The sequence below is a fragment of the Klebsiella sp. GW_Kp182 genome, assembly GCF_040062275.1.
GTDB classification, from domain to species: domain Bacteria; phylum Pseudomonadota; class Gammaproteobacteria; order Enterobacterales; family Enterobacteriaceae; genus Klebsiella; species Klebsiella michiganensis.
In genome coordinates, this window is record NZ_JBEAFQ010000039.1 from 77906 (window position 1) to 103864 (window position 25959).

24 protein-coding genes are annotated in these 25959 nt (G+C 57.6%); 10 read left to right on the plus strand and 14 right to left on the minus strand.

Annotation, left to right across the window (positions count from 1 at the left end):
* Positions 1-104 precede the first annotated feature (104 nt).
* A complete protein-coding gene (gene rhaA / locus ABLU88_RS16675) occupies positions 105-1364 on the minus strand; it encodes an L-rhamnose isomerase (protein WP_004107479.1) in 1260 nt (419 codons plus the stop codon).
* Entirely contained in the window at positions 1361-2827 is a 1467-nt protein-coding gene (rhaB, locus tag ABLU88_RS16680; protein ID WP_348837184.1) for a rhamnulokinase, read from the minus strand. Before rhaB ends, rhaA begins: the two co-directional genes overlap by 4 nt.
* 311 nt (positions 2828-3138) lie before the next feature.
* Between rhaB and rhaS the strand changes: the two genes are divergently transcribed.
* On the plus strand, positions 3139-3975 hold the full coding sequence (rhaS, locus tag ABLU88_RS16685; protein ID WP_014227422.1) for an HTH-type transcriptional activator RhaS: 837 nt from the start codon (positions 3139-3141) through the stop codon (positions 3973-3975).
* Between the two features lie 73 nt (positions 3976-4048).
* The gene (gene rhaR / locus ABLU88_RS16690) at positions 4049-4897 is read left to right on the plus strand and encodes an HTH-type transcriptional activator RhaR (RefSeq protein ID WP_004127212.1); all 849 of its coding nucleotides are present in this window, start codon (positions 4049-4051) and stop codon (positions 4895-4897) included.
* A gap of 5 nt (positions 4898-4902) precedes the next feature.
* On the opposite strand, the gene rhaT is transcribed toward rhaR, so the two are convergent.
* Positions 4903-5937 (minus strand): L-rhamnose/proton symporter RhaT, encoded by a 1035-nt coding sequence (rhaT, locus tag ABLU88_RS16695; protein ID WP_348837187.1) that lies wholly within the window; start codon positions 5935-5937, stop codon positions 4903-4905.
* 291 nt (positions 5938-6228) lie between these two features.
* On the opposite strand from rhaT, the gene sodA reads away from it, so the two are divergent.
* Complete coding sequence (sodA, locus tag ABLU88_RS16700; protein WP_004127220.1) at positions 6229-6849, plus strand: superoxide dismutase [Mn]; 621 nt, start codon at positions 6229-6231, stop codon at positions 6847-6849.
* Positions 6850-6920: 71 nt separating this feature from the next.
* Complete coding sequence (gene yiiM, locus ABLU88_RS16705; protein WP_014227423.1) at positions 6921-7595, plus strand: 6-hydroxyaminopurine reductase; 675 nt, start codon at positions 6921-6923, stop codon at positions 7593-7595.
* A gap of 91 nt (positions 7596-7686) precedes the next feature.
* Here the strand turns inward: yiiM and cpxA are convergent, their stop codons facing one another.
* Both cpxA and cpxR read right to left on the minus strand, forming a co-directional pair.
* The gene (gene cpxA, locus ABLU88_RS16710; RefSeq protein WP_004107505.1) at positions 7687-9060 is read right to left on the minus strand and encodes an envelope stress sensor histidine kinase CpxA; all 1374 of its coding nucleotides are present in this window, start codon (positions 9058-9060) and stop codon (positions 7687-7689) included.
* Entirely contained in the window at positions 9057-9755 is a 699-nt protein-coding gene (gene cpxR, locus ABLU88_RS16715; protein WP_219557740.1) for an envelope stress response regulator transcription factor CpxR, read from the minus strand. Before cpxR ends, cpxA begins: the two co-directional genes overlap by 4 nt.
* A gap of 149 nt (positions 9756-9904) precedes the next feature.
* On the opposite strand from cpxR, the gene cpxP reads away from it, so the two are divergent.
* From cpxP to pfkA, 3 genes are all read left to right on the plus strand, one after another.
* Positions 9905-10408 carry a cell-envelope stress modulator CpxP gene (gene cpxP, locus ABLU88_RS16720; RefSeq protein WP_049082048.1) on the plus strand — a complete coding sequence of 168 codons (504 nt, stop codon included), beginning with the start codon at positions 9905-9907 and terminating at the stop codon, positions 10406-10408.
* A gap of 149 nt (positions 10409-10557) precedes the next feature.
* Positions 10558-11454 (plus strand): CDF family cation-efflux transporter FieF, encoded by an 897-nt coding sequence (gene fieF / locus ABLU88_RS16725; protein WP_014227425.1) that lies wholly within the window; start codon positions 10558-10560, stop codon positions 11452-11454.
* 202 nt (positions 11455-11656) lie between these two features.
* On the plus strand, positions 11657-12619 hold the full coding sequence (pfkA, locus tag ABLU88_RS16730; protein ID WP_004127238.1) for a 6-phosphofructokinase: 963 nt from the start codon (positions 11657-11659) through the stop codon (positions 12617-12619).
* 59 nt (positions 12620-12678) lie between these two features.
* On the opposite strand, the gene rraA is transcribed toward pfkA, so the two are convergent.
* The 7 genes from rraA to priA all read right to left on the minus strand — a co-directional run bounded on the left by rraA (position 12679) and on the right by priA (position 20773).
* Positions 12679-13164 (minus strand): ribonuclease E activity regulator RraA, encoded by a 486-nt coding sequence (rraA, locus tag ABLU88_RS16735; protein ID WP_004127241.1) that lies wholly within the window; start codon positions 13162-13164, stop codon positions 12679-12681.
* Between the two features lie 92 nt (positions 13165-13256).
* Entirely contained in the window at positions 13257-14183 is a 927-nt protein-coding gene (gene menA, locus ABLU88_RS16740; RefSeq protein ID WP_014227426.1) for a 1,4-dihydroxy-2-naphthoate polyprenyltransferase, read from the minus strand.
* A gap of 190 nt (positions 14184-14373) precedes the next feature.
* A complete protein-coding gene (gene hslU, locus ABLU88_RS16745) occupies positions 14374-15708 on the minus strand; it encodes an HslU--HslV peptidase ATPase subunit (RefSeq protein ID WP_004127247.1) in 1335 nt (444 codons plus the stop codon).
* A 9-nt stretch (positions 15709-15717) separates the two neighbouring features.
* The gene (gene hslV / locus ABLU88_RS16750; protein ID WP_004107530.1) at positions 15718-16248 is read right to left on the minus strand and encodes an ATP-dependent protease subunit HslV; all 531 of its coding nucleotides are present in this window, start codon (positions 16246-16248) and stop codon (positions 15718-15720) included.
* A gap of 90 nt (positions 16249-16338) precedes the next feature.
* On the minus strand, positions 16339-17307 hold the full coding sequence (ftsN, locus tag ABLU88_RS16755) for a cell division protein FtsN (RefSeq protein ID WP_071846047.1): 969 nt from the start codon (positions 17305-17307) through the stop codon (positions 16339-16341).
* Between the two features lie 91 nt (positions 17308-17398).
* Positions 17399-18427 (minus strand): DNA-binding transcriptional regulator CytR, encoded by a 1029-nt coding sequence (cytR, locus tag ABLU88_RS16760; protein ID WP_004856005.1) that lies wholly within the window; start codon positions 18425-18427, stop codon positions 17399-17401.
* 150 nt (positions 18428-18577) lie between these two features.
* Positions 18578-20773, minus strand: a complete 2196-nt coding sequence (gene priA, locus ABLU88_RS16765; RefSeq protein ID WP_116280659.1) for a primosomal protein N' — start codon at positions 20771-20773, stop codon at positions 18578-18580.
* Positions 20774-21014: 241 nt separating this feature from the next.
* On the opposite strand from priA, the gene rpmE reads away from it, so the two are divergent.
* Positions 21015-21230 carry a 50S ribosomal protein L31 gene (gene rpmE, locus ABLU88_RS16770; protein ID WP_004107543.1) on the plus strand — a complete coding sequence of 72 codons (216 nt, stop codon included), beginning with the start codon at positions 21015-21017 and terminating at the stop codon, positions 21228-21230.
* Between the two features lie 97 nt (positions 21231-21327).
* On the opposite strand, the gene metJ is transcribed toward rpmE, so the two are convergent.
* Entirely contained in the window at positions 21328-21645 is a 318-nt protein-coding gene (gene metJ / locus ABLU88_RS16775; RefSeq protein WP_004107547.1) for a met regulon transcriptional regulator MetJ, read from the minus strand.
* Positions 21646-21911: 266 nt separating this feature from the next.
* Between metJ and metB the strand changes: the two genes are divergently transcribed.
* The gene (gene metB / locus ABLU88_RS16780; RefSeq protein ID WP_014227429.1) at positions 21912-23072 is read left to right on the plus strand and encodes a cystathionine gamma-synthase; all 1161 of its coding nucleotides are present in this window, start codon (positions 21912-21914) and stop codon (positions 23070-23072) included.
* 2 nt (positions 23073-23074) lie between these two features.
* Positions 23075-25507, plus strand: a complete 2433-nt coding sequence (locus ABLU88_RS16785; RefSeq protein ID WP_014227430.1) for a bifunctional aspartate kinase/homoserine dehydrogenase II — start codon at positions 23075-23077, stop codon at positions 25505-25507.
* Positions 25508-25546: 39 nt separating this feature from the next.
* Here ABLU88_RS16785 and ABLU88_RS16790 read toward each other — a convergent pair whose 3' ends face one another.
* Positions 25547-25918, minus strand: a complete 372-nt coding sequence (locus tag ABLU88_RS16790; RefSeq protein ID WP_004856015.1) for a carboxymuconolactone decarboxylase family protein — start codon at positions 25916-25918, stop codon at positions 25547-25549.
* Positions 25919-25959 lie beyond the last annotated feature (41 nt).

Sequence of the window (25959 nt, forward strand, 5' to 3'; positions counted from 1 at the left end):
TGGCCCCTCGCCCTGAATATGTGCGAGCCCCCGGATTGCGCCGTAAACGGCTTATCCGGGCTACCGGTTTGTAGCCCGGCCGCGACCCGGGGAACGTCCGGGCTTTACCCGCGCTGGCTCAGAACCGCATTCTCATAAGCGCGTACGTTATCCAGCCACTGGCTGCCTGCCGGCGTATCGTGACGCTGACAGTACATCTCCCAGATGGCCTGCCACGGCAGGCACTTCTGCTCTTCCAGCAGCGCCAGGCGGGCGGTGTAATCGCCGTCGAGCTCCAGCTGACGCAGCTGCTCAGTCGGTTCCAGCAGGGCGCGCAGCAGGGCTTTCTTCATATTGCGGGTACCAATTACCCACGCCGCGATGCGGTTAATCGAAGCGTCGAAGAAATCGAGACCGATATGCACGCGGTCGAACAGATCGTGACGGATGATTTCGCTGGCGATGGCCTGGGTTTCGTCATCCAGCAGCACCACGTGGTCGCTGTCCCAGCGTACCGGACGGCTGACGTGCAGCAGCAGGCGCGGGATATAGAGCATGGCGGCGGAGATTTTGTCGGAGATGACCTCCGTCGGGTGGAAGTGGCCGGCATCCAGGCACAGGGCGGTCTGGCGGCTGGTGGCGTAGCCCATATAGAACTCATTGGAGCCGACGGTGTAGCTTTCCGCGCCGATACCGAACAGTTTGCTCTCGACGGCATCAATGTGGTGCGCCGGGTCGAGTTTCTCGCTGATCACTTCATCGAGTGCGTTCAGCAGGCGCTGGCGCGGCGCGAAGCGGTCAACGGTAATATCCTTCATGCCGTCCGGGATCCAGATATTCATTACCGACGGCGTGCCCAGCTGCTCGCCGAAGTAAGCGGAAATACGGCGGCTGGCCTTGCAGTGATCGATCCAGAACTGGCGGATTTCATCGTTGGCGTGCGACAGCGTAAAGCCGTCGGCGCTCAGCGGATGCGAGAAGCAGGAGGGGTTAAAATCGAGCCCCAGCTTGTTGGCTTTCGCCCACTCAACCCAGTTTTTAAAGTGCTCTGGCTTAATTTCATTACGCGCTACCGGCGCGTCGGATTCGAGATAGAGCGCGTGCAGGTTCAGACGTTTTGGCCCGGGGATCAGGCTCAGCGCCTGCTCAAGGTCGGCGCGCAGCTCGCTGGCGTTACGCGCTTTACCCGGGTAGTTGCCGGTGGCCTGAATACCGCCGGTCAGGCTTCCTTCCGGGTTTTCGAAACCGACGACGTCATCGCCCTGCCAGCAGTGCATGGAAACGGGCAGGCGATCCAGCTGGCGCAAGGCCTCCTCGACGTCCACGCCGACGCTGGCGTAGCGCTGTTTGGCAATTTCCCAGGCTTGTTCAAGTTGAGTGGTCATGCGCAAAGCTCCTTGGTCTGTTGTGGCTGAAACTGCGCGACGAAGCGGGCAATTTCACTTTCAGGATTGGGGGCAAAGGTGGTGAGGGCGTAGTTTTGCCGCACCACCTGACGGAATTCATCGACGTTGTGCAGCTCGTCCAGGGTCATCAGCTGAATGCCGATATTGCCCAAGGTGGAGGCCTCAATCGGGCCGGCGGTCACGGTGATGCCGCAGGCGTCGGCGCACAGCTGGTTGAGCAGTTCGTTCTGGCAGCCGCCGCCGACAATATGCAGCTGGCTGAACGGCTGACCGCGCAGCGCCGCCAGCTCGTTGAGCACCCGGGCGTAGAGCAGCGCCAGGCTGTCAAAAATACAGCGCGCCAGCTCGGCGTCGGTATCGGGAACCGACTGCCCGGCTTCGCGGCAGGCGGCCTGGATTTCCGCGCTCATGTTGTCCGGGTTGATAAAGCGGTCATCGTTGCAGTCAATGACGAAGCGGCAGGCCGGAAGCGCAGCGGTGCGCGCGATCAGCGCCGGCAGGTGGTCGACGTTTTGCTCCTTGAGCACCCGCTGCAGCAGCCACAGGCCCATAATATTTTTCAGCACCCGATAGCGGCCTTCGGCCCCGCCTTCGTTGGTGATATTGGCCCTTAGCGCCGCATCGCTGGTGCAGGGGGTTTTGCTTTCAAAGCCCATCAGCGACCAGGTGCCGGAAGAGAGATACGCGGCGTTTTTGCTGGCCAGCGGCGAGGCGATAACCGCGCTGGCGGTATCGTGGCTGGCGACGGCGACCACCGGGATGTTATTGCCCTGCGGGCAAATCCAGTTGCCAATAACGTTGCCGGGATGGGTCGGCGTTCCGAACCAGTCGCGCGGCGCGCCGCTCCAGTTCAGCAGATCTTCATCCCAGCTATCGCTGTTGATGTTGACCAGCTGCGTGGTAGTGGCGTTGGTGTATTCCCAGTTCATGTTGCCGGTCAGGCGGAAGCTAAAGTAGTCCGGGATCAGCAGCGCGTGCGCGGCCTGGCTGACCAGCTCCGGCTGCTGTTCAACCAGCGCGCGCAGCTGATAAAGGGTATTAAACGGCAGAAACTGAATACCGCTGCGGCGGTAGATCTCCGCCCGGCCCAGCTGCTCTTCGGCATGGCGCATCAGGCCCTGGGTGCGCGAGTCGCGATAGGAAACCGGCAGGCCGACGCGCTGACCCGCTTTATCCAGCAGGACATAATCCACGCCCCAGGTATCGATGCCGATGCTGTCGATCAGGATGCCCTGTTCGCAGACCTTCTCCAGACCGCGGCGAATTTCCCCTTCCAGGCTATCGAGATCCCAGCAGTCGAAGCCATCCACCTTTTGCAGGCTATTGGTAAAACGGTGAATTTCACGCAGCGCCAGCGTTTGCTGACCGGGCTGATAACCGGCGAGCATCACCCGCCCGCTGGAGGCGCCTAAATCGACGGCGACACAATGACGAAAACTCATGGGAAGATCCTTGTGAAAATCATTGCATGCAGTCTAAAAAAGTCGCGTCGGGCTCACCTTCTTGTTACTGACAGGGAAAATTGGCCGCTGGCAAGAAAGCAAAGGTGACCGTGAGGGAGGTCACAGTTTCGTTTTCTCCGCGCTGGGGTGAGGGATGTGATGTTGTCCGCAGTTCCCGATCTTTCCCGTCATTTCTTGAAAAAGAGGCAGGCTTTACGAATTTTGCGGTCAAAAATTGAAGGCCGGATCGCCGACCCTTAATTACTATTTGCTCCACTGATTGATAACTTTTCTCATCTCGAGGAGCGGCTATGACTATGTTGCACAGTGTGGATTTCTTTAAGTCCGGCGTTTCAGCTGTCGCCATTGAGCCGCGGCTCCCGCAATCCGCTTTTCCTGAGCATCACCATGATTTTCATGAGATTGTTATTGTGGAGCACGGCACCGGGATTCACGTTTTCAACGGCCAGCCCTACACCATCAGCGGCGGCTCGGTCTGCTTTATCCGCGATCACGATCGCCATCTCTACGAGCACACGGATAATTTATGCCTGACTAACGTGCTCTATCGCGCGCCGGACGCGTTTCGCTTTTTGTCCGGCCTGAACGCGCTGTTGCCGCAGGAGCAGGAAGGGAACTACCTCTCGCACTGGCGGGTGAATCAGAATGCGTTGCAGCAGGTGCGCCAGATTGTGGAGCAGATGGAGAACGTTGGCGCGGATGCGGATATGCACGCCATCGCCAGCCGCGAGATTTTATTTATGCAGCTGCTGGTGCACCTGCGTAAAAGCAGCCTCGCCGAAGGGGCCGCCAACAACGACGCGCGGCTCAACCATTTGATGGCCTGGCTGGAAGACCATTTTGCTGAAGATATCTGCTGGGAAGAGGTGGCGGCGCGCTTTTCGCTCTCCTTGCGAACCCTGCACCGTCAGTTAAAACAGCAAACCGGGCTGACGCCGCAGCGCTATCTGAATCGGGTGCGGTTGATGAAAGCGCGCCATCTGCTGCGCCATAGCGATGATAGCGTGACCGATATCGCCTATCGCTGCGGATTCGGCGACAGTAACCACTTTTCGACGCTTTTCCGCCGCGAGTTTGACTGGTCTCCGCGCGATATTCGCCAGGGGCGCGACGCCATTCTTCAGTAACGGGAGAGCAGTCAACGTTTTGACAGACATAAACGCGAATAATGAAACGTTATTCGCGTCCGGAGTTGATGTCGTGGCAGGTCAGCTGATTCTTCGCAAAGATGAATTTTTTGCCTCTCCCGCTCAGGCGGTGGCGGTGGCGGATCGCTATCCGCAAAACGTCTTCGCCGAGCACACCCATGAGTTCTGCGAACTGGTGCTGGTGTGGCGGGGTAACGGCCTGCACGTCCTGAACGATCGCCCGTGGCGCATTACCCGCGGCGATCTGTTCTATATCCGCGCGGAAGATAAACACTCCTACGCCTCGGTGAACGATCTCGTCCTGCAAAACGTCATTTATTGCCCGGACCGGCTGCGGCTTAACTTTGACTGGGCGGCGCACATTCCCGGCCTGTTCGGCACCCCGTGGGTTCCGCACTGGCGGATTGGCAGCAGCGGCATGGCCCAGGTCAGGCAGGTGATTACCCAGCTGGAGCATGAAAGCAGCCGCAGCGATGCGCAGGCCAATAATATGGCCGAACTGCTGTTTGCGCAGCTGGCGCTTATTCTTCAGCGCTATCGCTACGCCACCGATAATCTGGCGGCAACCCAAAGCGAAGCGCTGCTCGATAAGCTGCTCACCGAGCTGGCGGGCAGCCTCAATCGTCCTTTCTTTCTTGACCGTTTTTGCGAGCGCGAAGGGTGCAGCGAACGCGCGCTGCGCCAGCAGTTTCGTCAGCAGACGGGGATGACCATCAACCACTACCTGCGCCAGCTGCGCATCTGTCACGCGCAGTATCTGCTGCAGCATACCGAACGGCTGATTGGCGAAGTGGCGATGCAGTGCGGGTTTGAAGATAGCAACTACTTTTCGGTGGTGTTTAACCGCGAGATAGGCATGACGCCGGGGCAGTGGCGGCAGCGCAGTCGCACCGCCGCCTGACGACGCTAGTTCGCCATTCCCAGACCAACGATATTGGCGGCGATAATAATCACCACGCAGCCGAGGCTGAGGACGCCCACCGGACGACGGCCGGCGTTGTTCCACTCTTTCAGTATCAGACCCACCAGGCCGCCGCACAGCACGTAGAAGCTCATATGCAGCATCCAGCTCATATAGTCGTACTGCGCCGGAATGCTGGCGTGGCCCCAGGCGTAGAAAAAGAACTGCAGATACCACATCAGGCCGCCTAACGCCGAAAGCAGGATATTGCTGATGATGAGCGGTTTTGCCAGCGAGAAGTCGGCTTTTATCGACAGGTTTTTTACTTTTGCCAGACGGATAAAGCAGAAGCCGAGGTTGACCAGCGCGCCGCCGCCCATAATCACCACATAGCTTGGCAGCGCGGTGTAGAGCGGATCAACGCCGAGCGCGGCGGCGGCTTCATGCATCGGCTTGGCGGCGTTCATGGCGAACGACATACCGGCCGAGAAGATGCCGCACATCACCGCCAGCAGCAGCCCCTTTTTCAGGTTGAAGTCTTCGGCTTTGATGCCCATTTTGCGCTCTTTCAGCTGGCCTGCGCGGGTGACGATACCCACGCCAATCACCGCGACCAGCACGCCGAGCAGCGTCATCTGGCCGCCTTTAGTGTTAATGAGAACATCAAACTGACCGTTAAGAATCGGCGTCATTAACGTGCCGACAATCAGCGTGATACCAATGGCGATGCCGATCCCCATCGACATCCCCAGGTAACGCATCGTCAGGCCGTAGTTGATATTACCGATACCCCACATGGCGCCGAACAGGAAAACGGGCAGCAGAGTGGAGGCTTTAAAAGAACCGTAATAGGCCCAGAAATCGGGCAGCAGCATGGCGCTGATGGCCCAGGGGAGGATCAGCCAGGAGACAATACCGCCGATAGACCACATGGTTTCCCAGGACCAATGTTTAACTTTCTTGAACGGGGCATAGAAACAGGCTGCACTGGCCGCACCTATCAAATGCCAAAAAATACCCATCGTAATCGCGTGATTCATTGATTTTATCCTCATCTATTTTTTATCGGATAAATCTTCTTCCGACCCGATGAGTGTAAAAATCGGTCAGTTTTTCCGCCTTTAAGCTGTTGCCACCCGAAGCCTGAACCTGGCAACCAAAAACTTAATTAGTTGTTCTGTATCACAAAACGACATCTATTACCCATTGTTATAACCTTATTAAAAATACGGCATTGATAAGCGTTTTCAATATCATTTAATTAACTATAATGAACCAACTGCTTACGCGGCATTAACACTTTCCGCCGCTCGACAATAATGGAGATGATTATGAGTTATACACTGCCTGCCCTGCCGTACGCTTATGACGCCCTGGAACCGCATTTTGACAAGCAGACGATGGAAATCCATCACACTAAACACCACCAGACCTACGTAAATAACGCTAACGCAGCGCTGGAAAGCCTGCCTGAGTTCGCGAGCCTGTCCGCAGAAGAGCTGATTACCAAACTGGATCAGCTGCCGGCAGACAAAAAAACCGTGCTGCGTAACAACGCAGGCGGCCACGCTAACCACAGCCTGTTCTGGAAAGGCCTGAAAACCGGTACCACCCTGCAGGGCGACCTGAAAGCGGCTATCGAGCGTGATTTCGGTTCCGTTGACAACTTCAAAGCGGAATTTGAAAAAGCGGCGGCGACCCGTTTCGGCTCCGGCTGGGCGTGGCTGGTGCTGAAAGGCGACAAGCTGGCGGTGGTTTCTACCGCTAACCAGGACTCCCCGCTGATGGGCGAAGCGATCTCTGGTGCTTCCGGCTTCCCGATTATCGGCCTGGACGTGTGGGAACACGCTTACTACCTGAAATTCCAGAACCGCCGCCCGGACTACATCAAAGCGTTCTGGGACGTGGTGAACTGGGACGAAGCCGCAGCGCGTTTTGCCGCCAAAAAATAAGGTTGCATTGTGCTGAGCGAGAAGCGAGTCTGATGACTCGCTTTTTTTATATCCGCAGCAAAGGAGCAGCGATGCACTATCCGGTGAATGTCTTTGTGGGCAAGGTAAGGGATTATGACGGCAGCCGTCCAAGCGCCATCGGTAAAATTCAGGTCGATGGTGAACTGACCCTCGGCGATTTGGGGCTGGAGGGCGATGAGCAGGCGGAGAAGAAAATTCACGGCGGGCCGGACCGCGCGCTGTGCCACTATCCCCGTGAACACTACGCCCACTGGGCCCGTGAGCTTCCGCAGCAGGCGGATCTTTTCTGCGCCCCGGCGTTTGGCGAAAATCTCTCGACCGAAGGGCTGACCGAAAAAAACGTCTACATTGGCGATATCTTCCGCTGGGGAGAAGCGCTGATTCAGGTCACGCAGCCGCGATCGCCGTGCTTCAAGCTCAACTATCACTTTGCCGTCAGCGATATGGCGCAGCTTATGCAAAACAGCGGCAAAACCGGCTGGCTGTATCGGGTGGTGGCGGGCGGGCAGGTGTCCAGCGATGCGCCGCTGGCGCTGGTTTCCCGGCTCAGCGACGTGAGCGTTCACGAAGCGGGCGCCATCGCCTGGCAGATGCCGTTTGATGATGAGCAGTACCACCGTCTGCTCTCCGCGGCGGGGCTGTCGGTGAGCTGGAGCCGTACCATGCAGAAACGGCGCCTGAGCGGGAAGATCGAAAATAATTCGCGGAGATTGTGGGGAAAATAGCGCTTCCGTGCGCGTTCCCGGATGGCGGCGCGTTGCGCCTTATCCGGGCTACCCGTTTCGAACCCGGCCCGGCGAAGCCAGGCCGGGGGGATCAGGTGCGCTTGTACAGCGGCAGCCAGAGGGTTAAGCGCAGGCCGCCCAGCGGGCTGTCGTCGGCCTTCACCCAACCGCGATGCTGTTGAATCGCCGCTTCGACAATCGCCAGCCCCAGGCCGGTACCGCCAGACTCGCGGTCGCGCGCCTCATCGGTACGGTAGAACGGACGGAAAATCTGCTCGCGATCCTCCGGACTCACGCCCGGGCCGTCATCATCGACGTTCACCGTGATGCCGTCTTTATCCACTGAGAAGCTTACCGAAATTTTAGTATGCGAGTAGCGCAGCGCGTTACGCACGATATTCTCCAGCGCGCTTTCCAGGGCATTGGGGTTACCGTACAGCGGCCACGGCCCCGGCGGATACTCGACGGTGAACGATTTCCCCATCTGTTCGGCTTCAAAGGCGGCGTTATCCAGCACCTCGCCCCACAGCTGGTTGGCTTTCACCGTTTCGCTGACCAGCGCGGTTTTCGCCTGATTGCGCGACATCACCAGCAGGTCGTTGATCATGCTATCCAGCCGGTGCGCTTCCATCTCAATCCGCTCCAGCTCTTTGCTTTCCCCGCTGCGGCGGCGCAGCAATGCGGTGCCTAACTGCAGGCGGGTCAGCGGCGTGCGCAGTTCGTGCGAGATATCGGACAGCAGACGATGCTGGCTGGACATCATGCGCTCCAGCGCGGTCACCATCTGGTTAAAACTGGTCCCGGCGGCTAAAAACTCCTGCGGACCGGCTTCCAGCTCCGGATGCTGACGCAGGTTGCCCTGGGCGACTTCATCGGCGGCATTTTTGAGCTTACGCGCGGGTTTCGCCAGGCTCCACGCCAGCCATAGCAGCAGCGGGGCGCTGACTAACATCGTGACGATCAGCAGCAGTAGCGGCCGGTCGAACAGCAGATTGATGAAGTCTGATTGTGACGTATTGGCAGGACGAATCAGATAGAGCTGGTAGTTATCTTCTCCATCCCTGACGGAAAAAGGCCCGACCATTTCCAGGCGACCATAGCGCTTTTTCTGCGGATGGTCGGCGTTATCCGCCTGGCCGATAAAGTTGCGGATAATCTGCATTTCGTTGCGTTCGGCACCGATAACGCGACCTTCGCTGGTGACCAGCAGCAAACGCTGGCCCGGCGGAGCCCACTTATCGATGGCGCGAAACAGACGACGCCACCACATCAGGTCGTTTGGCGGATCGTTCGCCAGTTCGGCCTCGACGTGCTGTTCAATCATGATGCCCTGACGTTGCTCGCTCTCCAGCAGCTCGGTCATCTGGCGCGAGTCCAGCTTAGGCAGCATCAGAACCAGCATCAACACCAGCGCCAGCGTGAGCCAGAAAATAGCGAAGATGCGTGCGGTTAAACTTCCAATCATGAAGCCGATACCATCAGATAGCCGCGTCCGCGCAGGGTTTTAAACCACGGATGGCCGTCTTTGCGCTCCGGCAGCTTGCGCCGCAGGTTGGAGATGTGCATATCGATTGCGCGATCGAATGGCGTCAGGCGTTTACCCAGCACTTCCTGGCTAAGATGCTCACGCGATACCACTTGGCCAAGATGCTGCGCCAGAAGATAGAGCAGGGTGAACTCGGTGCCGGTCAGCTCGAGGATCAGACCATCGAAGCTGGCTTCCTGGCGACCAGGGTTAAGGCTTAGCGCATCCACTTCCAGCGTCGGTGAACCGGCTTCGGTTGTCTGCTGCTGCTCGCTCCAGTGCGACCGGCGCAGAATCGCGCGTATACGCGCCACCAGCTCACGATCGTTGAACGGCTTAGGCAAATAATCGTCCGCGCCCAGCTCGAGGCCGAGAACGCGATCCAGCTCGCTCCCGCGGGCCGTTAGCATGATAACCGGGGTCTGGTGTGTCTGACGCAACTCTTTGAGCGTGTCGATACCGTTTTTCTTCGGCATCATCACATCAAGCAAAAGTAAATCGATGCTGTCGTCCAGAAGGGCCAGCGCCTGTTCCCCATCATGGGCGACGAGCACATTAAAACCTTCCATATCGAGCAGCTCTTTTAACAGGGAGGTGAGCTCCCGGTCATCATCTACTAACAGGATTTTATTCATTGTTTAAATACCTCCGAGGCAGAAATTACGTCATCAAGGCTCGCTAATCCATGACTTTACGTTGTTTTACACCCCCTGACGCATGTTTGCAGCCTGCATCGTAAACTCTCTCTCGTTGAATCGCGACACAAACGTTTTGGGAGTATGTGATGCGCAATGTTATCGCTGCCGTCATGGCCTCAACGCTGGCGCTAAGTGCATATAGCCAAGCCGCTGAAGTCGTCACCAGCGTTAACTGGCTTCCCGGAGACGAAGGGGTCCAGCGCAGCAGCCAGAGCCATATGTTTGACGGCATAAGTTTAACTGAACAGCAACGGCAACAGTTACGAGATCTTATGCAGCGGGCACGCCACGACAGGCCACCCGTTAATGTTAGCGAAATGGAGACAATGCATCGCCTTGTCACCGCAGAAAATTTTGATGAAAACGCTGTACGCGCTCAGGCAGATAAGATGGCGCAGGAACAGGTTGCCCGCCAGGTTGAAATGGCAAAAGTTCGCAACCAGATGTATCACCTGCTAACGCCAGAGCAGCAAGCGGTTTTAAACGCTAAGCACCAGCAACGAATGGATCAGTTGCGTGAGGTTGCACGGATGCAAAAAGGCTCAGCGATGATGCTTTCGAGTAGTAGCAATACCCTGCAACCCCAGTAACAACCCTGTTTTCCTTGCCATAGACACCATCCCTGTCTTCCCCCACATGATGTGGGGGTTTTTTTTGCCCGTTATTCAGCGCCCTCCTGCCTCCCCGTCCCGGTAAAAGATCGGGTTATACTAAGCGCATCGCGAAGTAAGGAGCGTTTATGAATCAATCTTATGGGCAGCTGGTGAGCCGCGCGGCGATTGCGGCGACGGTGATGGCCTCTGCGTTACTTTTGATCAAGATTTTTGCATGGTGGTATACCGGGTCTGTGAGTATTCTGGCGGCGCTGGTTGATTCACTGGTGGATATCGCCGCCTCGTTGACCAACCTGCTGGTGGTGCGTTATTCGCTGCAGCCTGCCGATGAAGAACATACCTTTGGCCATGGTAAAGCGGAATCGCTGGCCGCGCTGGCGCAAAGTATGTTTGTCTCCGGCTCGGCGCTGTTTCTGTTCTTGACCGGTATTGATCATCTCGTTCGTCCTGAGCCGATGAATGCGGCGGGCGTAGGGATGGTGGTGACGCTGATTGCGCTGGTCAGCACGCTGCTGCTGGTCACGTTCCAGCGCTGGGTAGTAAGAAAAACACAAAGTCAGGCGGTACGGGCGGATATGCTTCATTATCAGTCTGATGTTATGATGAACGGCGCAATTCTGGTGGCGCTGGCCCTCTCCTGGTACGGCTGGCACCGTGCTGATGCGCTGTTTGCATTAGGTATAGGCGTCTATATTTTATATAGCGCGCTGCGCATGGCTTATGACGCCGTTCAGTCGTTGTTAGACCGCGCGCTTCCTGATGAGGAACGCCAGGAAATTATCAATATCGTGACCGCGTGGCCAGGCGTCAGCGGGGCGCACGATCTACGAACGCGGCAGTCAGGGCCGACTCGCTTTATTCAGATTCATTTGGAAATGGAAGATAACCTCCCGCTGGTTCAGGCACACGTGATTGCCGACCAGGTGGAGCAGGCGCTGTTGCTCCGTTTTCCCGGGTCCGATGTCATTATCCACCAGGACCCCTGCTCTGTGGTGCCGTTAGGGCGGCAGGGTGTTTTATGATCTTTAGGTTATAGTCTGTAAACTCGATGTAAAAGTGTGGGGCGGATCGGCATTTTTTGTATAAATTACCGCCATTTGGTCTGACCTGAATCAATTCAGCCAGAAGCGTTTGATATACTATTGCAATTATCGTTGTGCACTCCTCGTGAGGGGCGCTTCAGGCAACAGGATTATTTTTTGCTTCCTAAGTTCAGAGGTAGTCATGATTAAGAAAATCGGTGTGTTGACAAGTGGCGGTGATGCCCCGGGCATGAACGCAGCAATTCGTGGCGTTGTGCGTGCGGCATTAACGGAAGGTCTGGAAGTTTTTGGAATCTATGACGGTTACCTCGGCCTGTATGAAGATCGTATGGTTCAGCTCGACCGCTACAGCGTTTCCGACATGATCAACCGCGGCGGCACCTTCCTGGGGTCGGCGCGTTTTCCAGAATTCCGCGAAGAACATATTCGCGCCGTCGCGATTGAAAATATGAGAAAGCGCGGCCTGGATGCGCTGGTGGTTATCGGTGGTGACGGTTCCTACATGGGTGCCGTGCGTCTGACTGAGATGGGCTTCCCCTGCATCGGTCTGCCGGGCACCATCGACAACGATATTAAAGGCACCGACTATACCATCGGCTTCTTTACCGCATTGAGCACCGTGGTAGAGGCTATTGACCGCCTGCGTGACACCTCTTCCTCCCACCAGCGTATTTCCGTTGTTGAAGTGATGGGCCGCTACTGCGGCGATCTGACCCTGGCGGCAGCTATCTCCGGCGGCTGTGAGTTCATCATGGTGCCTGAGGTTGAATACACGCGCGACGACCTGGTTTCAGAAATTAAGGCGGGTATCGCGAAAGGCAAAAAACACGCGATTGTGGCGATCACCGAGCATATGTGCGACGTCGACGAGCTGGCTCACTACATCGAGAAAGAGACCGGCCGTGAAACTCGTGCCACCGTACTGGGCCACATTCAGCGCGGCGGCTCTCCGGTTCCTTATGACCGTATTCTGGCATCCCGCATGGGCGCGTACGCGATTGACCTGCTGCTGCAGGGCTTCGGCGGCCGCTGCGTTGGTATTCAGAACGAGAAGCTGGTTCACCACGACATTATCGACGCTATCGAAAACATGAAGCGTCCGTTCAAAAGCGACTGGCTGGATTGCGCTAAGAAGCTGTACTAAGCCTCCGGCGGAAATAAAAAGGCCTTCTCAGAGAGAAGGCCTTTTTTATGGGCGGGACGCTACTCGATATCCAGGGCATCCTCGGAGAGGATAATCCCGGTATTATCGGCGTAGAGATGGTCGCCGGAAAAGAAGGTGACGCCGCCGAAGTTGACGCGCACGTCGCTTTCGCCGATACCTTCACCTGCGGCCCCTACGGGGATGGCCGCCAGCGCCTGGATGCCGATATCCAGCTCTTCCAGATCGTCAACCTGACGCACAGCGCCATAGACGACCAGCCCTTCCCACTCGTTTTGTACGGCCAGACGCGCCAGGTCAGCGTCAATCAATGCGCGTCGAACGGAACCACCGCCGTCAACCAACAGGACATGACCACGGCCGTTCTGTTCGAGCATATCGTAGAGCAACCCGTTATCCTCGAAACATTTTACCGTGATGATTTGTCCACCAAACGACGAGCGCCCCCCAAAGTTGGAGAACAGAGGTTCCACGACGTTGACATCCTCCTGGTAGATGTCACAAAGCTCGGAAGTATCGTATTTCATAGGCTTAACGTTCAGTTGCTGCGAGAATTTTCAGTATATCGCGTGAATCGTACTGTTGGCAAAATCATCAATTGTTAATTGATATTTGTCAGTTAACCCACAAGCCGGCTGCAAATAATTCCGATAACAAACAGCAGGTTGGTCAGCAGCGCCCCTTTAACCGTTCTTTCGAGCATTGGACGCATGGCGACAGGGTCGCGTTCGCGCATCACATAACGCGCCTGTTTGACCAGCAGCGGCGTTGCCAGCAGGAACAGCCAACCCCACGGATTATGCAGCGAGAGAAGGTTAAACAGCGCCAGGCACAGCGGCGCGCCAAACAGCAGGCAGGCGTGGTAGCGGCGAGCGTTAACCGGCCCCAGGCGCACGGCGAGGGTGTTTTTACCGTTTTCACGATCGCTGTCGATATCACGCAGGTTGTTAATATTCAGCACCGCCGTTGCCAGCAGGCCGCAGGCGGTGGCGGGTAAGAAAATAACCGCTTCAACGCTGTGCGCCTGGAGGTACCAGCTCCCGACCACGCTAAGCCAGCCGAAGAACACCAGCACGGAGATATCGCCAAGGCCGATGTAGCCGTAAGGACGAGTGCCGACGGTGTAGGTAATGGCGGCCACGATCGATAGCCCGCCAAGCACCATAAAACCGATAAAATCGGCCATGGTCTGCCAGGCCAGGAACAGCAGCGCCAGGCCAGAAAGGCAAATCAGCGCTACGGTGAGAATCAACGCGCGTTTCATCTGCGCCTGGGTGATTGCCCCTTTCTGCATGCCGCGCAGGGGGCCGATACGGTCAGGTTTATCGCTGCCTTTTACCGCGTCGCCATAATCGTTGGCCAGATTGGAGAGGATTTGTAATAAACCGGCGGTGATGATGGCCAGCAGGGCAACCCAGGGATCGAAGCTGCCCTGATGCCAGGCAAGCGCGGAGCCGACAATAATGGCGGCAAAGGCCAGAGGTAACGTTTTGGGGCGCAGGCTTTCCAGCCAGGCCTGGGTGCGAGTGATAGCGTGTTCGGTCATAAGTCCCGGCCAATAAAAAATGGGGCTCTACCCTTCATACTTCAAGCTGCAGATGCGTTGGCGACGCGCATTCACCCCAGGCACTGCCGGGATAAATGAGGGCCCTCAGCCAACGGCTGCCTTCCCACAACTCGAATTATTTAGGGTATCTATAGCCCCATCTATAGTGATGAAAATATATTGAACCGGATTATAAGATAAAACGGCTCAGATCTTCATCTGCCACCAGAACATCCAGATGCTTACCGACATATTCCGCATCGATGGTGACGGTTTGGCCATTCATTTCGCTGGCATCGTAGGAGATGTCTTCGATCAGACGCTCCAGTACGGTATGCAGACGACGCGCACCGATGTTCTCGGTGGTCTCGTTGACCTGCCACGCGGCCTGAGCGATACGCTTGATGCCATCTTCCGTGAACTCAATATTGACGCCTTCGGTGGCCATCAGCGCTTTATACTGCACGGTGATGGACGCGTTCGGCTCGGTCAGGATGCGCTCGAAGTCGTGGGTGGTCAGCGCTTTCAGCTCAACGCGAATCGGCAGACGACCCTGCAGCTCCGGGATTAAGTCAGACGGGCTGGCCACCTGGAACGCGCCGGAAGCGATAAACAGAATATGATCGGTTTTCACCATGCCGTGCTTGGTGGAGACGGTACAGCCTTCAACCAGCGGCAGCAGATCGCGCTGTACGCCTTCGCGGGATACGTCCGGGCCGGAGGAGTTGCCGCCGCGCTTACAGATTTTATCGATTTCGTCGATAAACACGATACCGTGCTGCTCAACGGCGTCGATGGCATCCTGCTTCAGCTCTTCCGGGTTGACCAGCTTCGCCGCTTCTTCTTCAATCAGCAGCTTCATCGCGTCTTTAATTTTCAGCTTACGCGGTTTTTGCTTCTGGCCGCCCAGGTTCTGGAACATGGACTGCAGCTGGCTGGTCATCTCTTCCATGCCCGGAGGGGACATGATTTCAACGCCCATCGGCGCAGCAGCGAGATCGATCTCAATCTCTTTATCATCGAGCTGCCCTTCGCGCAGTTTTTTACGGAAAGACTGACGCGCGGCGGACGGTTCCTGAGGCTGTTCAGCCTGGCCCCAGTTGTTTTTCGCCGGCGGGATCAGCACGTCAAGGATGCGCTCTTCCGCCAGTTCTTCCGCACGATAGCGGTTTTTGTCGATGGACTGCATGCGCACCATTTTGATCGCCGCATCGGTCAGATCGCGGATGATGGAGTCCACTTCTTTACCAACATAGCCCACTTCGGTGAATTTCGTCGCTTCAACTTTGATGAACGGCGCGTTGGCAAGCTTTGCCAGACGACGGGCGATTTCCGTTTTACCGACGCCGGTCGGGCCGATCATCAGAATGTTTTTGGGCGTGACTTCGTGACGCAGCTCTTCGTTGAGCTGCATACGACGCCAGCGGTTACGCAGAGCGATGGCGACGGAGCGCTTGGCTGCGTCCTGGCCGATAATGTGTTTGTCCAGTTCGCTGACAATTTCGCGTGGGGTCATTTCAGACATGGGAGATCCTTACGCTTTAGACGGTAATTCTTCGATGGTATGGAAGTGGTTGGTATAAATGCAGATATCACCTGCAATATTCAACGCTTTCTCTGCGATATCGCGTGCGCCCATATCGGTATTTTCCAGCAGGGCGCGAGCCGCGGCCTGGGCGTAAGGACCGCCGGAGCCGATAGCAATCAAATCGTTTTCTGGCTGCACCACGTCACCGTTACCGGTGATGATAAGCGATGCGTTTTCGTCAGCCACGGCCAGCAGCGCTTCCAGCTTGCGCAGCATGCGGTCGGTACGCCAGTCTTTCGCCAGCTCAACGGCGGCCTTCACCAGGTGGCCCTGATGCATTTCCAGCTTACGTTCAAACAGTTCGAACAGCGTGAAGGCGTCAGCGGTGCCGCCCGCAAAGCCGGCGATCACTTTGTCGTTGTACAGGCGGCGCACTTTTTTGACGTTGCCTTTCATTACGGTGTTGCCCAGCGTGGCCTGGCCATCACCGGCAATAACGACATGGCCGTTACGGCGAACACTTACAATTGTAGTCACGAGCAGACCCCTTGGTTGCAAAAGCGGAATAGGGGCCCCGCGGTTACGCGGGGCAGAATGCAATTATAGATGGGGGGGATTTTGAGGGTTTCAACCCCTGGCGGCGAGACGAATGCAGTTTGCGTGTCCGGCCATTTTCAGCCGTTCAATCATATTGCTGGCGTTTTCTTTGCCTTTCAGCGGCCCAATTACCACGCGGTTCCAGCCGTTATTGGTGGTGATGTGCGAGGCGAAACCTTCAAACGCCAGCTGCGCGCGCACGGTTTCCGCCTGCTCAGCGCCTTTGAAGGAGCCGCACTGGATCATCCAGCTGCGATCGTCTTTTTTCTCCGCGGCGGCGGTTTTTGGCGCCTCTTCAACGCGGGTTACCGGCGCGGCGGCCTGGGTTTTAGGCTGCGCGGTACTGGTATGCGCCGGCGTTTGCAGCAGATCCTGATACGGCTGCTGGTTCGACGCCGTTTGCTTCGGCGGCTGCTGCACCGGTTTCGGCTGCTCGACGGCCCGCGGCTGGGTTCGCGGTTGCTGTACCTGCGTCTGTGTCTGCTGCTGCACCTGAGCGAGCTGCTGCTGCTGAACTAAACGCTGACGCTGCAGGGTCTGCTGGCGCTGCGCCGGGGTTTGTTCATTCCACGGCACTTCGGTCAGCTGCGTAGGCTGCTGACGCATATCGGCCTGCATTTGCGCCAACAGCTGGCGCTGCTCGTCCGTCAGCTGCTCCGGCTTCATAACTTCGCCGCCTGCCGTGGGTTCCGTAGGCGCACGTACGCCGGGCTGACGGCTCTCCAGCTCTTTAATATAGCGCCAGCGCTCTTCTGGCTTCGGCGGGAGGCCGTTGCCAGCGGCCTGGCGGTTTTGCAGCGCTTCAGCCTCTTCTTTCTTATGATGCGTGATGAAGTACAGTCCACCGATAAAGGCCACCAGCACTGCCGCAGCGATCGCCACCATAGTCGGTGAAACCGCCGAAAGGCCGCCTTGCTTGTTCCTTGAGCTTCGGGTATTGCTCTTTTTGCGCCGCGAAGAAGCCGGTTGGCTGCGGCGTACATAATCTCGTTGTGCCACTATCGTTTCGCTGTCTTATTCGTTTTTCAGCCCGCCATGTTACTTAAGCGGCGGGCCTTTGACCAGAAGGGCAGGCCCGAAAGCCTGAAGGTTATGTTCGGATTTTTCGCGTACTGCCGCGAACGATAAGCTCGCAGTCGAGTAATCGTGAACCGCTGCTGACGCTGTGACCGTGCAGTTGATCCAATAAAAGCAGCATCGCTTCGCGGCCAATATCAAAACGTGGTTGCGCGACGGTCGTCAATGGCGGATCGCAAAATTCAGACAAAGAGATGTTATCGAAACCAATAATAGACAGATCTTCAGGAACTTTCAGGCCGCGACGTTTCGCCAGCGATAATGCCCCCAGCGCCATAATATCGCTATGGCAGAAAACAGCCGTCGGCGGTACCGGCAGCGCCAGCAGCTGTTCGAGGGCGTTGGCGCCGGCTTCATAGGTAAAATTGCCGCGGGCGATATAGTGCGGATCGACGGTTATCCCGCTACGACGCAGCGCCTGGACATAGCCCTGCAGGCGATAATGGCACAGCGGCATCTCTTCCGGGCCGGCGATACAGCCGATGCGGCGATGCCCCAGCTCGTGCAGATAGTTAACGGCGTTAAAGGCGGCGGTGAGGTTATCGATATGCACCGTCGGCAGCTCAAGCTCGGGAGCGAATTCATTGGCCATGACCATCGGCGGCAGATTGCGCTGCTCCTCTACGCCCGCATCGAAGGGCAAACGGGAGCCAAGCAGCAGCATACCGTCGATCTGCTTGGTAATGATCAGGTCGATAAAGGTCTTTTCCTGACGGTTCTGGTGGGCGCAATCGCCAATCAGCACCAGGTACTCCTGTTCCGCCGCGGTGACTTCAATACCGCGAATGATCTCGCTGAAAAAGGGGTCGCAGATATCCGGCACAATCACCAGAATGGTGCGTGACTCGTTGCGCTTCATATTGCGCCCGAGCGATTGCGGTAAATAGCCGACTTCCAGCGCGGCCTGCTCGACCCGGTTACGGGTGCTCTGCGAAACCTTATCGGGATTCATTAACGCTCGGGATACGGTTGCCGTGGAAACGTTTGCCTTTTGGGCAACGTCTTTCATAGTGGCGGCAACGACCTGTTTTTTGGGCTTCACCTGATTTCTCCTCGCTGACTGGCGCAGACACATCCCTGGCGTTCTGACATCAGCAACATTTTTAACAGATAGTACATCCAGAGAGTTACAGAATTTTCATGAAAAACGTGACGATGGTTGAATTTTTCGATCCGCCTCGCAAGAGAAGCCTTAACCTTCAATAGGATCGACGTCCAGAACCCATTTCACTTTTCGCGCTTCCGGCAGCGTGTTAATCAACGCCAGCGTTCCGCTGACGATATGCTGTAGCTGAACGCGCGACGGATGCTGGAGGAGAATTTGCCAGCGCCAGCGGCCGCCACGCTTTGGCGCCAGCGCCGGAACCGGCCCGAGCACCCACAGTTTCTTATCGGCCAGCGGGCTGGCCTGCAGCAGGTTGCGCAGCTGTTGTAAAAAAAGCGGCGCCTGCTGGTTGTTATGATCCTCGGCGCGAATCAGCACGTGGCTGGTCCACGGCGGCAGCTGCATGCTTTGCCGTTCCGCCAGCGCCTGCTCGGCAAACGCGTCGTATCCTTTATAAAGCAGCGTTTGCAGCAGCGGGTGTTCCGGGTGGTGGGTCTGCAGGATCACCTCGCCCTGTTTGCCCGCCCGGCCTGCGCGGCCTGAAACCTGCGTGTAGAGCTGAGCGAAGCGCTCCGCCGAGCGGAAATCGGCGGAAAACAGCGCGCCGTCAACGTCCAGCAGGGAAACCAGGGTGACATCCGGGAAGTGGTGCCCCTTCGCCAGCATTTGGGTGCCGATAAGAATGCGCGCGCCGCCGCGATTGACGTCGGCAAGATATTGCTCAAGCGCGCCTTTGCGGCTGGTGGTATCCCGGTCGATACGGGAAATCGGGATATCGGGAAACAGCGGTCCCAGCGCCTGCTCAAGCTGTTCGGTCCCCAAACCTACCGGTACCAGATGCGTTGAGCCGCAGGAGGGGCACTGGCGCGGAATCGGGCGCTGGCTGTCGCAGTGGTGGCAGCGCAGATGATGCTGAGCCTGGTGCAGCGTGTAGTAGCTGTCGCAGCGCGGACACTCCGCTATCCAGCCGCAGTCGTGGCACAGCAGCGCCGGCGCGAAGCCGCGGCGGTTCAAAAACAGAATCACCTGGTTATCGGCCTGCAGATGCTGGCGCATGCGGCCAATGAGCGCCGGAGACAGTCCGGCCTGCAGCTGCTGGCCCTTTAAATCCAGAACGTGCTGCTGAGCCGGGCGCGCATTGCCCGCTCGTTTGGTGAGCTTCAGCTGGCGATACTTGCCCTGGCGGACGTTATGAAGCGTCTCCAGCGCCGGGGTCGCCGAGCCGAGGATAATTGGAATTTGTTCGCTGTGGGCGCGCCAGACCGCCAGATCGCGGGCGTGATAGCGCCAGCCTTCCTGCTGTTTATAAGAGCTGTCGTGCTCTTCATCGATGACGATGACCCCGAGGTCTTTAAAAGGGGTAAATAGCGACGAGCGGGTACCGATCACAATCGCCGCTTCGCCGTTTTTGGCTTTTAGCCACGCGGAGAGGCGTTCGCTGTCGTTCAGTCCGGAGTGCAGCACTTCCACCGGGGCGCTAAAGCGGTGGCGGAAACGGGCGATAGTCTGCGGCGTCAGGCCGATCTCCGGCACCATCACCAGCGCCTGGCGCCCCTGCGCCAGTACGTTTTCAAGGACGCTCAGATACACTTCCGTTTTGCCCGAACCGGTGATCCCGGCCAGCAGCCAGGCGGAAAAGCTGTCCGAGGCGCTGTGAATCGCGCCCACGGCGGTGGCCTGTTCGGTATTGAGCCGCAGGCGCTCGCCGGGTACCGAGAAGCCCGTGCGCCAGTCGGCGATCGCCGGCGCTTCGCTGGCGAGTTCGGCCAGGCCTTTACCCCGCAGCGCCTGCAGGGCGGCGTCGTTAAATTCGAGTTCGGCAACCTGATGGCGCCAGATCTTGCCCTGACGCAGCGCAGCCAGCGCCTGCTGCTGTTTCGGTGAGCGCTTAAGGCTGTTGATATCAACCGCTTGCCCCTGTTCGGTGGCAAACCAGTACCACATTGGCGCCGCGCTGGCGGGCTTCCCCTGGCGCAGCACGATCGGTAGCGCGTGAAACAGCACATCGCCGATGGGATGATGGTAGTAATCCGCCGCCCACAGCAGCAGCCGCCAGACCGAAGTGGAGAAGACCGGCTCGGCGTCGAGGGCTTCGGCCACCGGCTTAAGTTCGTCGAGCGGCAGTTCGCTGCGCTCACTGACCGCCGTTACGATACCTATCCGCTCCTGCTTGCCGAACGGAACGCGCACGCGACAGCCCGCTTTGACCGGCATACCTTCAGGCAGCAAATAGTCAAAAGTGCGGGGCAGCGGAACGGGCAGGGCAACGTGAGCGACGGGCATTTAATCTTCCTGACTTGAAATCTGGCGGGTTAGTATACACATTGTGATAAGGGCTCGCGGATCAGTTTGCATATGCTGGTCAAATTCTGTATGATTCGCCGCCTTTGATGCGCTTTGTGCGACATCAAAATCTATTACCCGGGAATTTCGCTTCGCGCAATCGCACCGGGAAATTATTAACATCGCGTGGTGTCTGGCGTTAGGGCTGGAAGAGCGACGCGGCCTTAACTGAGGTTCTCCCATGAAAAAAGATATTCATCCGAAATACGAAGAAGTTACTGCTTCCTGCTCTTGCGGTAACGTCATGAAAATCCGTTCTACCGTAGGTCACGACCTGAACCTCGACGTGTGCGGTAAATGCCACCCGTTCTACACTGGCAAACAGCGTGATGTTGCTACCGGTGGCCGTGTTGACCGCTTCAACAAGCGCTTCAGCGTACCGGGTACCAGCAAGTAATTTGCTGAAGAAGCCGCCTCAGGGCGGCTTTTTTGTTTCTCTTGCGCTAAACGCGAGAAAAAAGGGCAGAAGATTTCTTCTGCCCTTTTTTATGGTTTTAGTATTCCCACGTATCCGGGTCGATGCCCAGTTCGCGCATAATCTCTTTCGCCGCTTCCGGGATTTCATCGCTGCGCTCTTTACGCAGGTCTTCATCGTTAGGCAACGGTTGACCGGTAAAGGCATGCAGGAACGCTTCGCACAGCAGTTCGCTGTTAGTCGCGTGCCGCAGGTTATTCACCTGACGACGCGTGCGTTCATCGGTGAGGATTTTTAACACCTTCAGAGGAATGGAAACCGTAATTTTTTTTACTTGCTCACTCTTCTTACCGTGCTCAGCGTATGGGCTGATATATTCGCCGCTCCATTCAGCCATGAGTTACCTTTAATCCTCTATTCATTAGTTAAGGGCCTGAACGCGAGTCCTGGCCATAATTGCGCGTAGTTTACCGTAGAGGGGCGCGTCTGGCACCAAACAAGCCGCTACGGATGTGCGCTAATGCATATAATTTTAACGGCTATTTCCAGTTTGCTCAATCTATACGCAAAGAAGTTTAGATGTCCAGATGTATTGACGTCTATTATAACAATGATTACTCTGGAGCCTGACTTTTCACCGACTCAGCCCAGGAACTCCCCAACATGACGCGTAAACAGGCCACCATCGCAGTGCGTAGCGGTTTAAATGACGACGAGCAGTACGGTTGCGTTGTCCCGCCCATTCATCTCTCCAGCACCTATAATTTCACCGGATTTAACGAACCTCGCGCCCACGACTACTCTCGTCGCGGTAACCCGACCCGTGATGTGGTGCAGCGTGCGCTGGCGGAGCTGGAGGGCGGCGCGGGGGCGGTCCTGACCAATACCGGCATGTCGGCCATTTTGCTGGTCACCACCGTATTTCTGAAACCGGGCGATCTGCTGGTGGCGCCGCACGACTGCTACGGCGGCAGCTACCGCCTGTTTGACAGCCTGGCGAAGCGCGGCTGCTATCGCGTGCTGTTTGTCGATCAAAACGACGAGCAGGCGCTGAGCGCCGCGCTGGCGGAAAAACCGAAGCTGGTTCTGGTCGAAAGCCCAAGTAATCCATTGCTGAGAGTTGTGGATATTGCGAAAATTTGCGGTCTGGCGCGTGAGGCCGGAGCGGTCAGCGTGGTTGATAACACCTTCCTGAGCCCGGCTTTGCAGAATCCGCTGGCGCTGGGCGCCGATCTGGTGTTGCATTCGTGCACTAAATATTTGAACGGCCACTCTGACGTCGTGGCCGGGGTGGTGATCGCTAAAGATCCGGCGACCGTCACCGAACTGGCATGGTGGGCGAATAATATCGGCGTCACCGGCGGAGCGTTTGATAGCTATCTGCTGCTGCGCGGCTTACGTACGCTCTCTCCGCGTATGGAAGTGGCGCAGCGTAACGCGCTGGCGATTGTCGACTATCTGAAATCCCAGCCGCTGGTGAAAAAACTGTACCATCCGTCCCTGCCGGAAAACCAGGGGCATGAGATTGCGGCGCGTCAGCAAAAAGGTTTTGGGGCGATGTTAAGCTTCGAACTGGATGGCGATGAGCAGACGCTGCGTCGTTTCCTGAGCGGGTTATCGCTGTTTACGCTGGCGGAATCGCTGGGCGGCGTGGAAAGTCTGATTTCCCACGCAGCGACGATGACCCATGCGGGCATGGCGCCTGAAGCGCGTGCGGCCGCCGGGATCTCAGAAACGCTTCTGCGTATTTCGACCGGTATTGAAGATGGTGAAGATTTAATTGCCGACCTGGAAAATGGCTTCCGGGCAGCAAACGAGGAATAAACATGAGTGTGATTGCGCAGGCAGGGGCGAAGGGTCGTCAGCTGCACAAATTTGGTGGGAGTAGTTTAGCGGATGCGAAATGTTACCTGCGCGTCGCGGGTATTATGACGGAGTATTCGCAGGCGGGCGACATGATGGTCGTCTCTGCCGCCGGCAGTACCACCAACCAGTTGATCAGCTGGCTGAAGCTCAGCCAGACCGATCGCCTTTCTGCGCATCAGGTGCAACAATCGCTCCGTCGTTATCAGATGGAGCTCATCTCCGGACTGCTGTCACCAGACGCTGCCGACACGCTGATTGCCATCTTTATTCAGGATCTTGAGCGCCTTGCCGGGCTGCTTGACGGCGGCGTCACCGACGCGGTATACGCCGAAGTCGTCGGTCACGGCGAAGTCTGGTCGGCCCGCCTGATGGCGGCGGTGCTGAACCATCTTGGCGTAGAAGCCGCCTGGCTGGATGCGCGTAGCTTCCTGCGCGCCGAGCGCTCCGCGCAGCCGCAGGTGGATGAAGGCTTATCCTATCCGCTTTTGCAGCAGCTGATAGCGCAGCACCCGAACAAGCGGCTGGTGGTGACCGGCTTTATTTCGCGTAACAACGCCGGGGAAACCGTCCTGCTGGGACGTAACGGTTCCGACTATTCCGCCACCCAAATCGGCGCCCTGGCCGGGGCGTCTCGCGTCACTATCTGGAGCGACGTGGCCGGGGTCTACAGCGCGGATCCGCGTAAAGTGAAAGACGCCTGCCTGCTGCCGCTGCTGCGCCTGGATGAGGCCAGCGAACTGGCCCGCCTGGCGGCGCCGGTGCTGCATGCCCGTACGCTGCAGCCGGTCTCCGGCAGCGATATCGATTTACAATTACGCTGTAGCTACACCCCGGATCAGGGCTCAACGCGCATCGAACGCGTGCTGGCTTCCGGTACCGGGGCGCGTATCGTGACCAGCCATGATGATGTCTGCCTGATTGAGTTCCAGGTACCCGGCGGCCAGGATTTCAAACTGGCGCATAAGGAGCTGGACGCTATTTTAAAACGCGCCCAGCTGCGTCCGCTGGCGGTTGGCGTACACGCCGACCGTAAGCTGCTGCAGTTCTGCTACACCTCTGAAGTGGCCGACAGCGCGCTGAAGCTGCTGGACGAAGCGGGGCTGCCGGGCGAGCTGCGCCTGCGTCAGAAACTGGCGCTGGTGGCGATGGTTGGCGCTGGCGTGACCCGCAATCCGCTGCACTGCCACCGTTTCTGGCAGCAGCTGAAGGGCCAGCCGGTAGAGTTTACCTGGCAATCAGAAGAGGGCATCAGCCTGGTTGCGGTGCTGCGCGCCGGGCCGACGGAAAGCCTTATTCAGGGGCTGCATCAGTCGTTGTTCCGCGCGGAAAAACGCATTGGCCTGGTGCTGTTTGGCAAAGGTAATATCGGGTCCCGCTGGCTGGAGCTGTTCGCTCGCGAGCAGACCACGCTTTCCGCCCGCACCGGGTTTGAATTCATCCTTGCCGGGGTCGTGGATAGTCGCCGTAGCCTGCTTAATTACGAAGGCCTTGACGCCAGTCGCGCGCTGGCTTTCTTTAATGATGAGGCGGTTGAGCAGGATGAAGAGTCGCTGTTCCTGTGGATGCGCGCGCATCCGTACGATGATTTAGTGGTGCTGGACGTAACCGCCAGCGCGCAGCTGGCCGACCAGTACCTCGATTTCGCCAGCCATGGTTTCCACGTTATCAGCGCGAATAAGCTGGCTGGCGCCAGCAGCAGCAGTAAGTATCGCCAGATCCACGACGCGTTCGAGAAGACCGGGCGCCACTGGCTGTACAACGCCACCGTCGGCGCCGGTTTACCGGTCAACCATACGGTGCGCGATTTAATTGATAGCGGCGATACCATTCTGGCGCTGAGCGGTATTTTCTCCGGCACCCTCTCATGGCTGTTCCTGCAGTTTGACGGCACCGTGCCGTTTACAGACCTCGTCGATCAGGCCTGGCAGCAGGGGCTGACGGAACCGGACCCGCGCGTCGATCTCTCCGGGAAAGACGTCATGCGCAAGCTGGTGATCCTGGCCCGTGAGGCGGGTTACAACATCGAGCCGGACCAGGTGCGCGTTGAGTCGCTGGTGCCCGCCCACTGCGAAGAGGGGTCTGTCGATCACTTCTTCGAGAACGGCGAAGCGCTGAACGAGCAGATGCTGCAGCGTCTGGAAGCGGCGCGCGAAATGGGCCTGGTGCTGCGCTACGTCGCGCGCTTTGACGCTAACGGTAAAGCCCGCGTCGGCGTTGAAGCGGTGCGCGAAGAGCATCCGCTGGCGGCGCTCCTGCCGTGTGATAACGTCTTTGCTATCGAGAGCCGCTGGTATCGCGATAACCCGCTGGTGATCCGCGGTCCGGGCGCCGGTCGTGATGTGACCGCCGGGGCGATTCAGTCGGATATCAACCGTCTGGCGCAGCTGCTGTAGCCATAAATCAAAGACCAGGCAACGCCTGGTCTTTTCACCTTAGTGCGCCGCGAAAACTTCTTTGGCGGCAAACAGGCCATTCAGGGCCGCCGGGAATCCGGCATAGACCGCCATCTGCATGATCACTTCCGTAATCTCTTCCTGCGTCAGCCCGACATTTAACCCGGCGGCAATATGCACTTTTAGCTGCGGCGCGGCGTTGCCGAGCGCCGTGAGCGCGGCGATAGTGGCAATTTCACGGCTGCGTAAATCGAGTCCTGGCCTGGCGTAAATATCGCCGAAGGGGAACTCAATCAGATAGCGGGCAAAATCGGGGGCGATATCCTTCAGGCTGTTGACGACGGCGTCGCCGCCTTTGCCGTCCACGCGCTGTAGCATTTCTCGTCCGATGGTATAACGTTCGCTGGTCATGGCTTTTCCTCAGTGTGATGATGCGTAATGAGGAAGGTTAG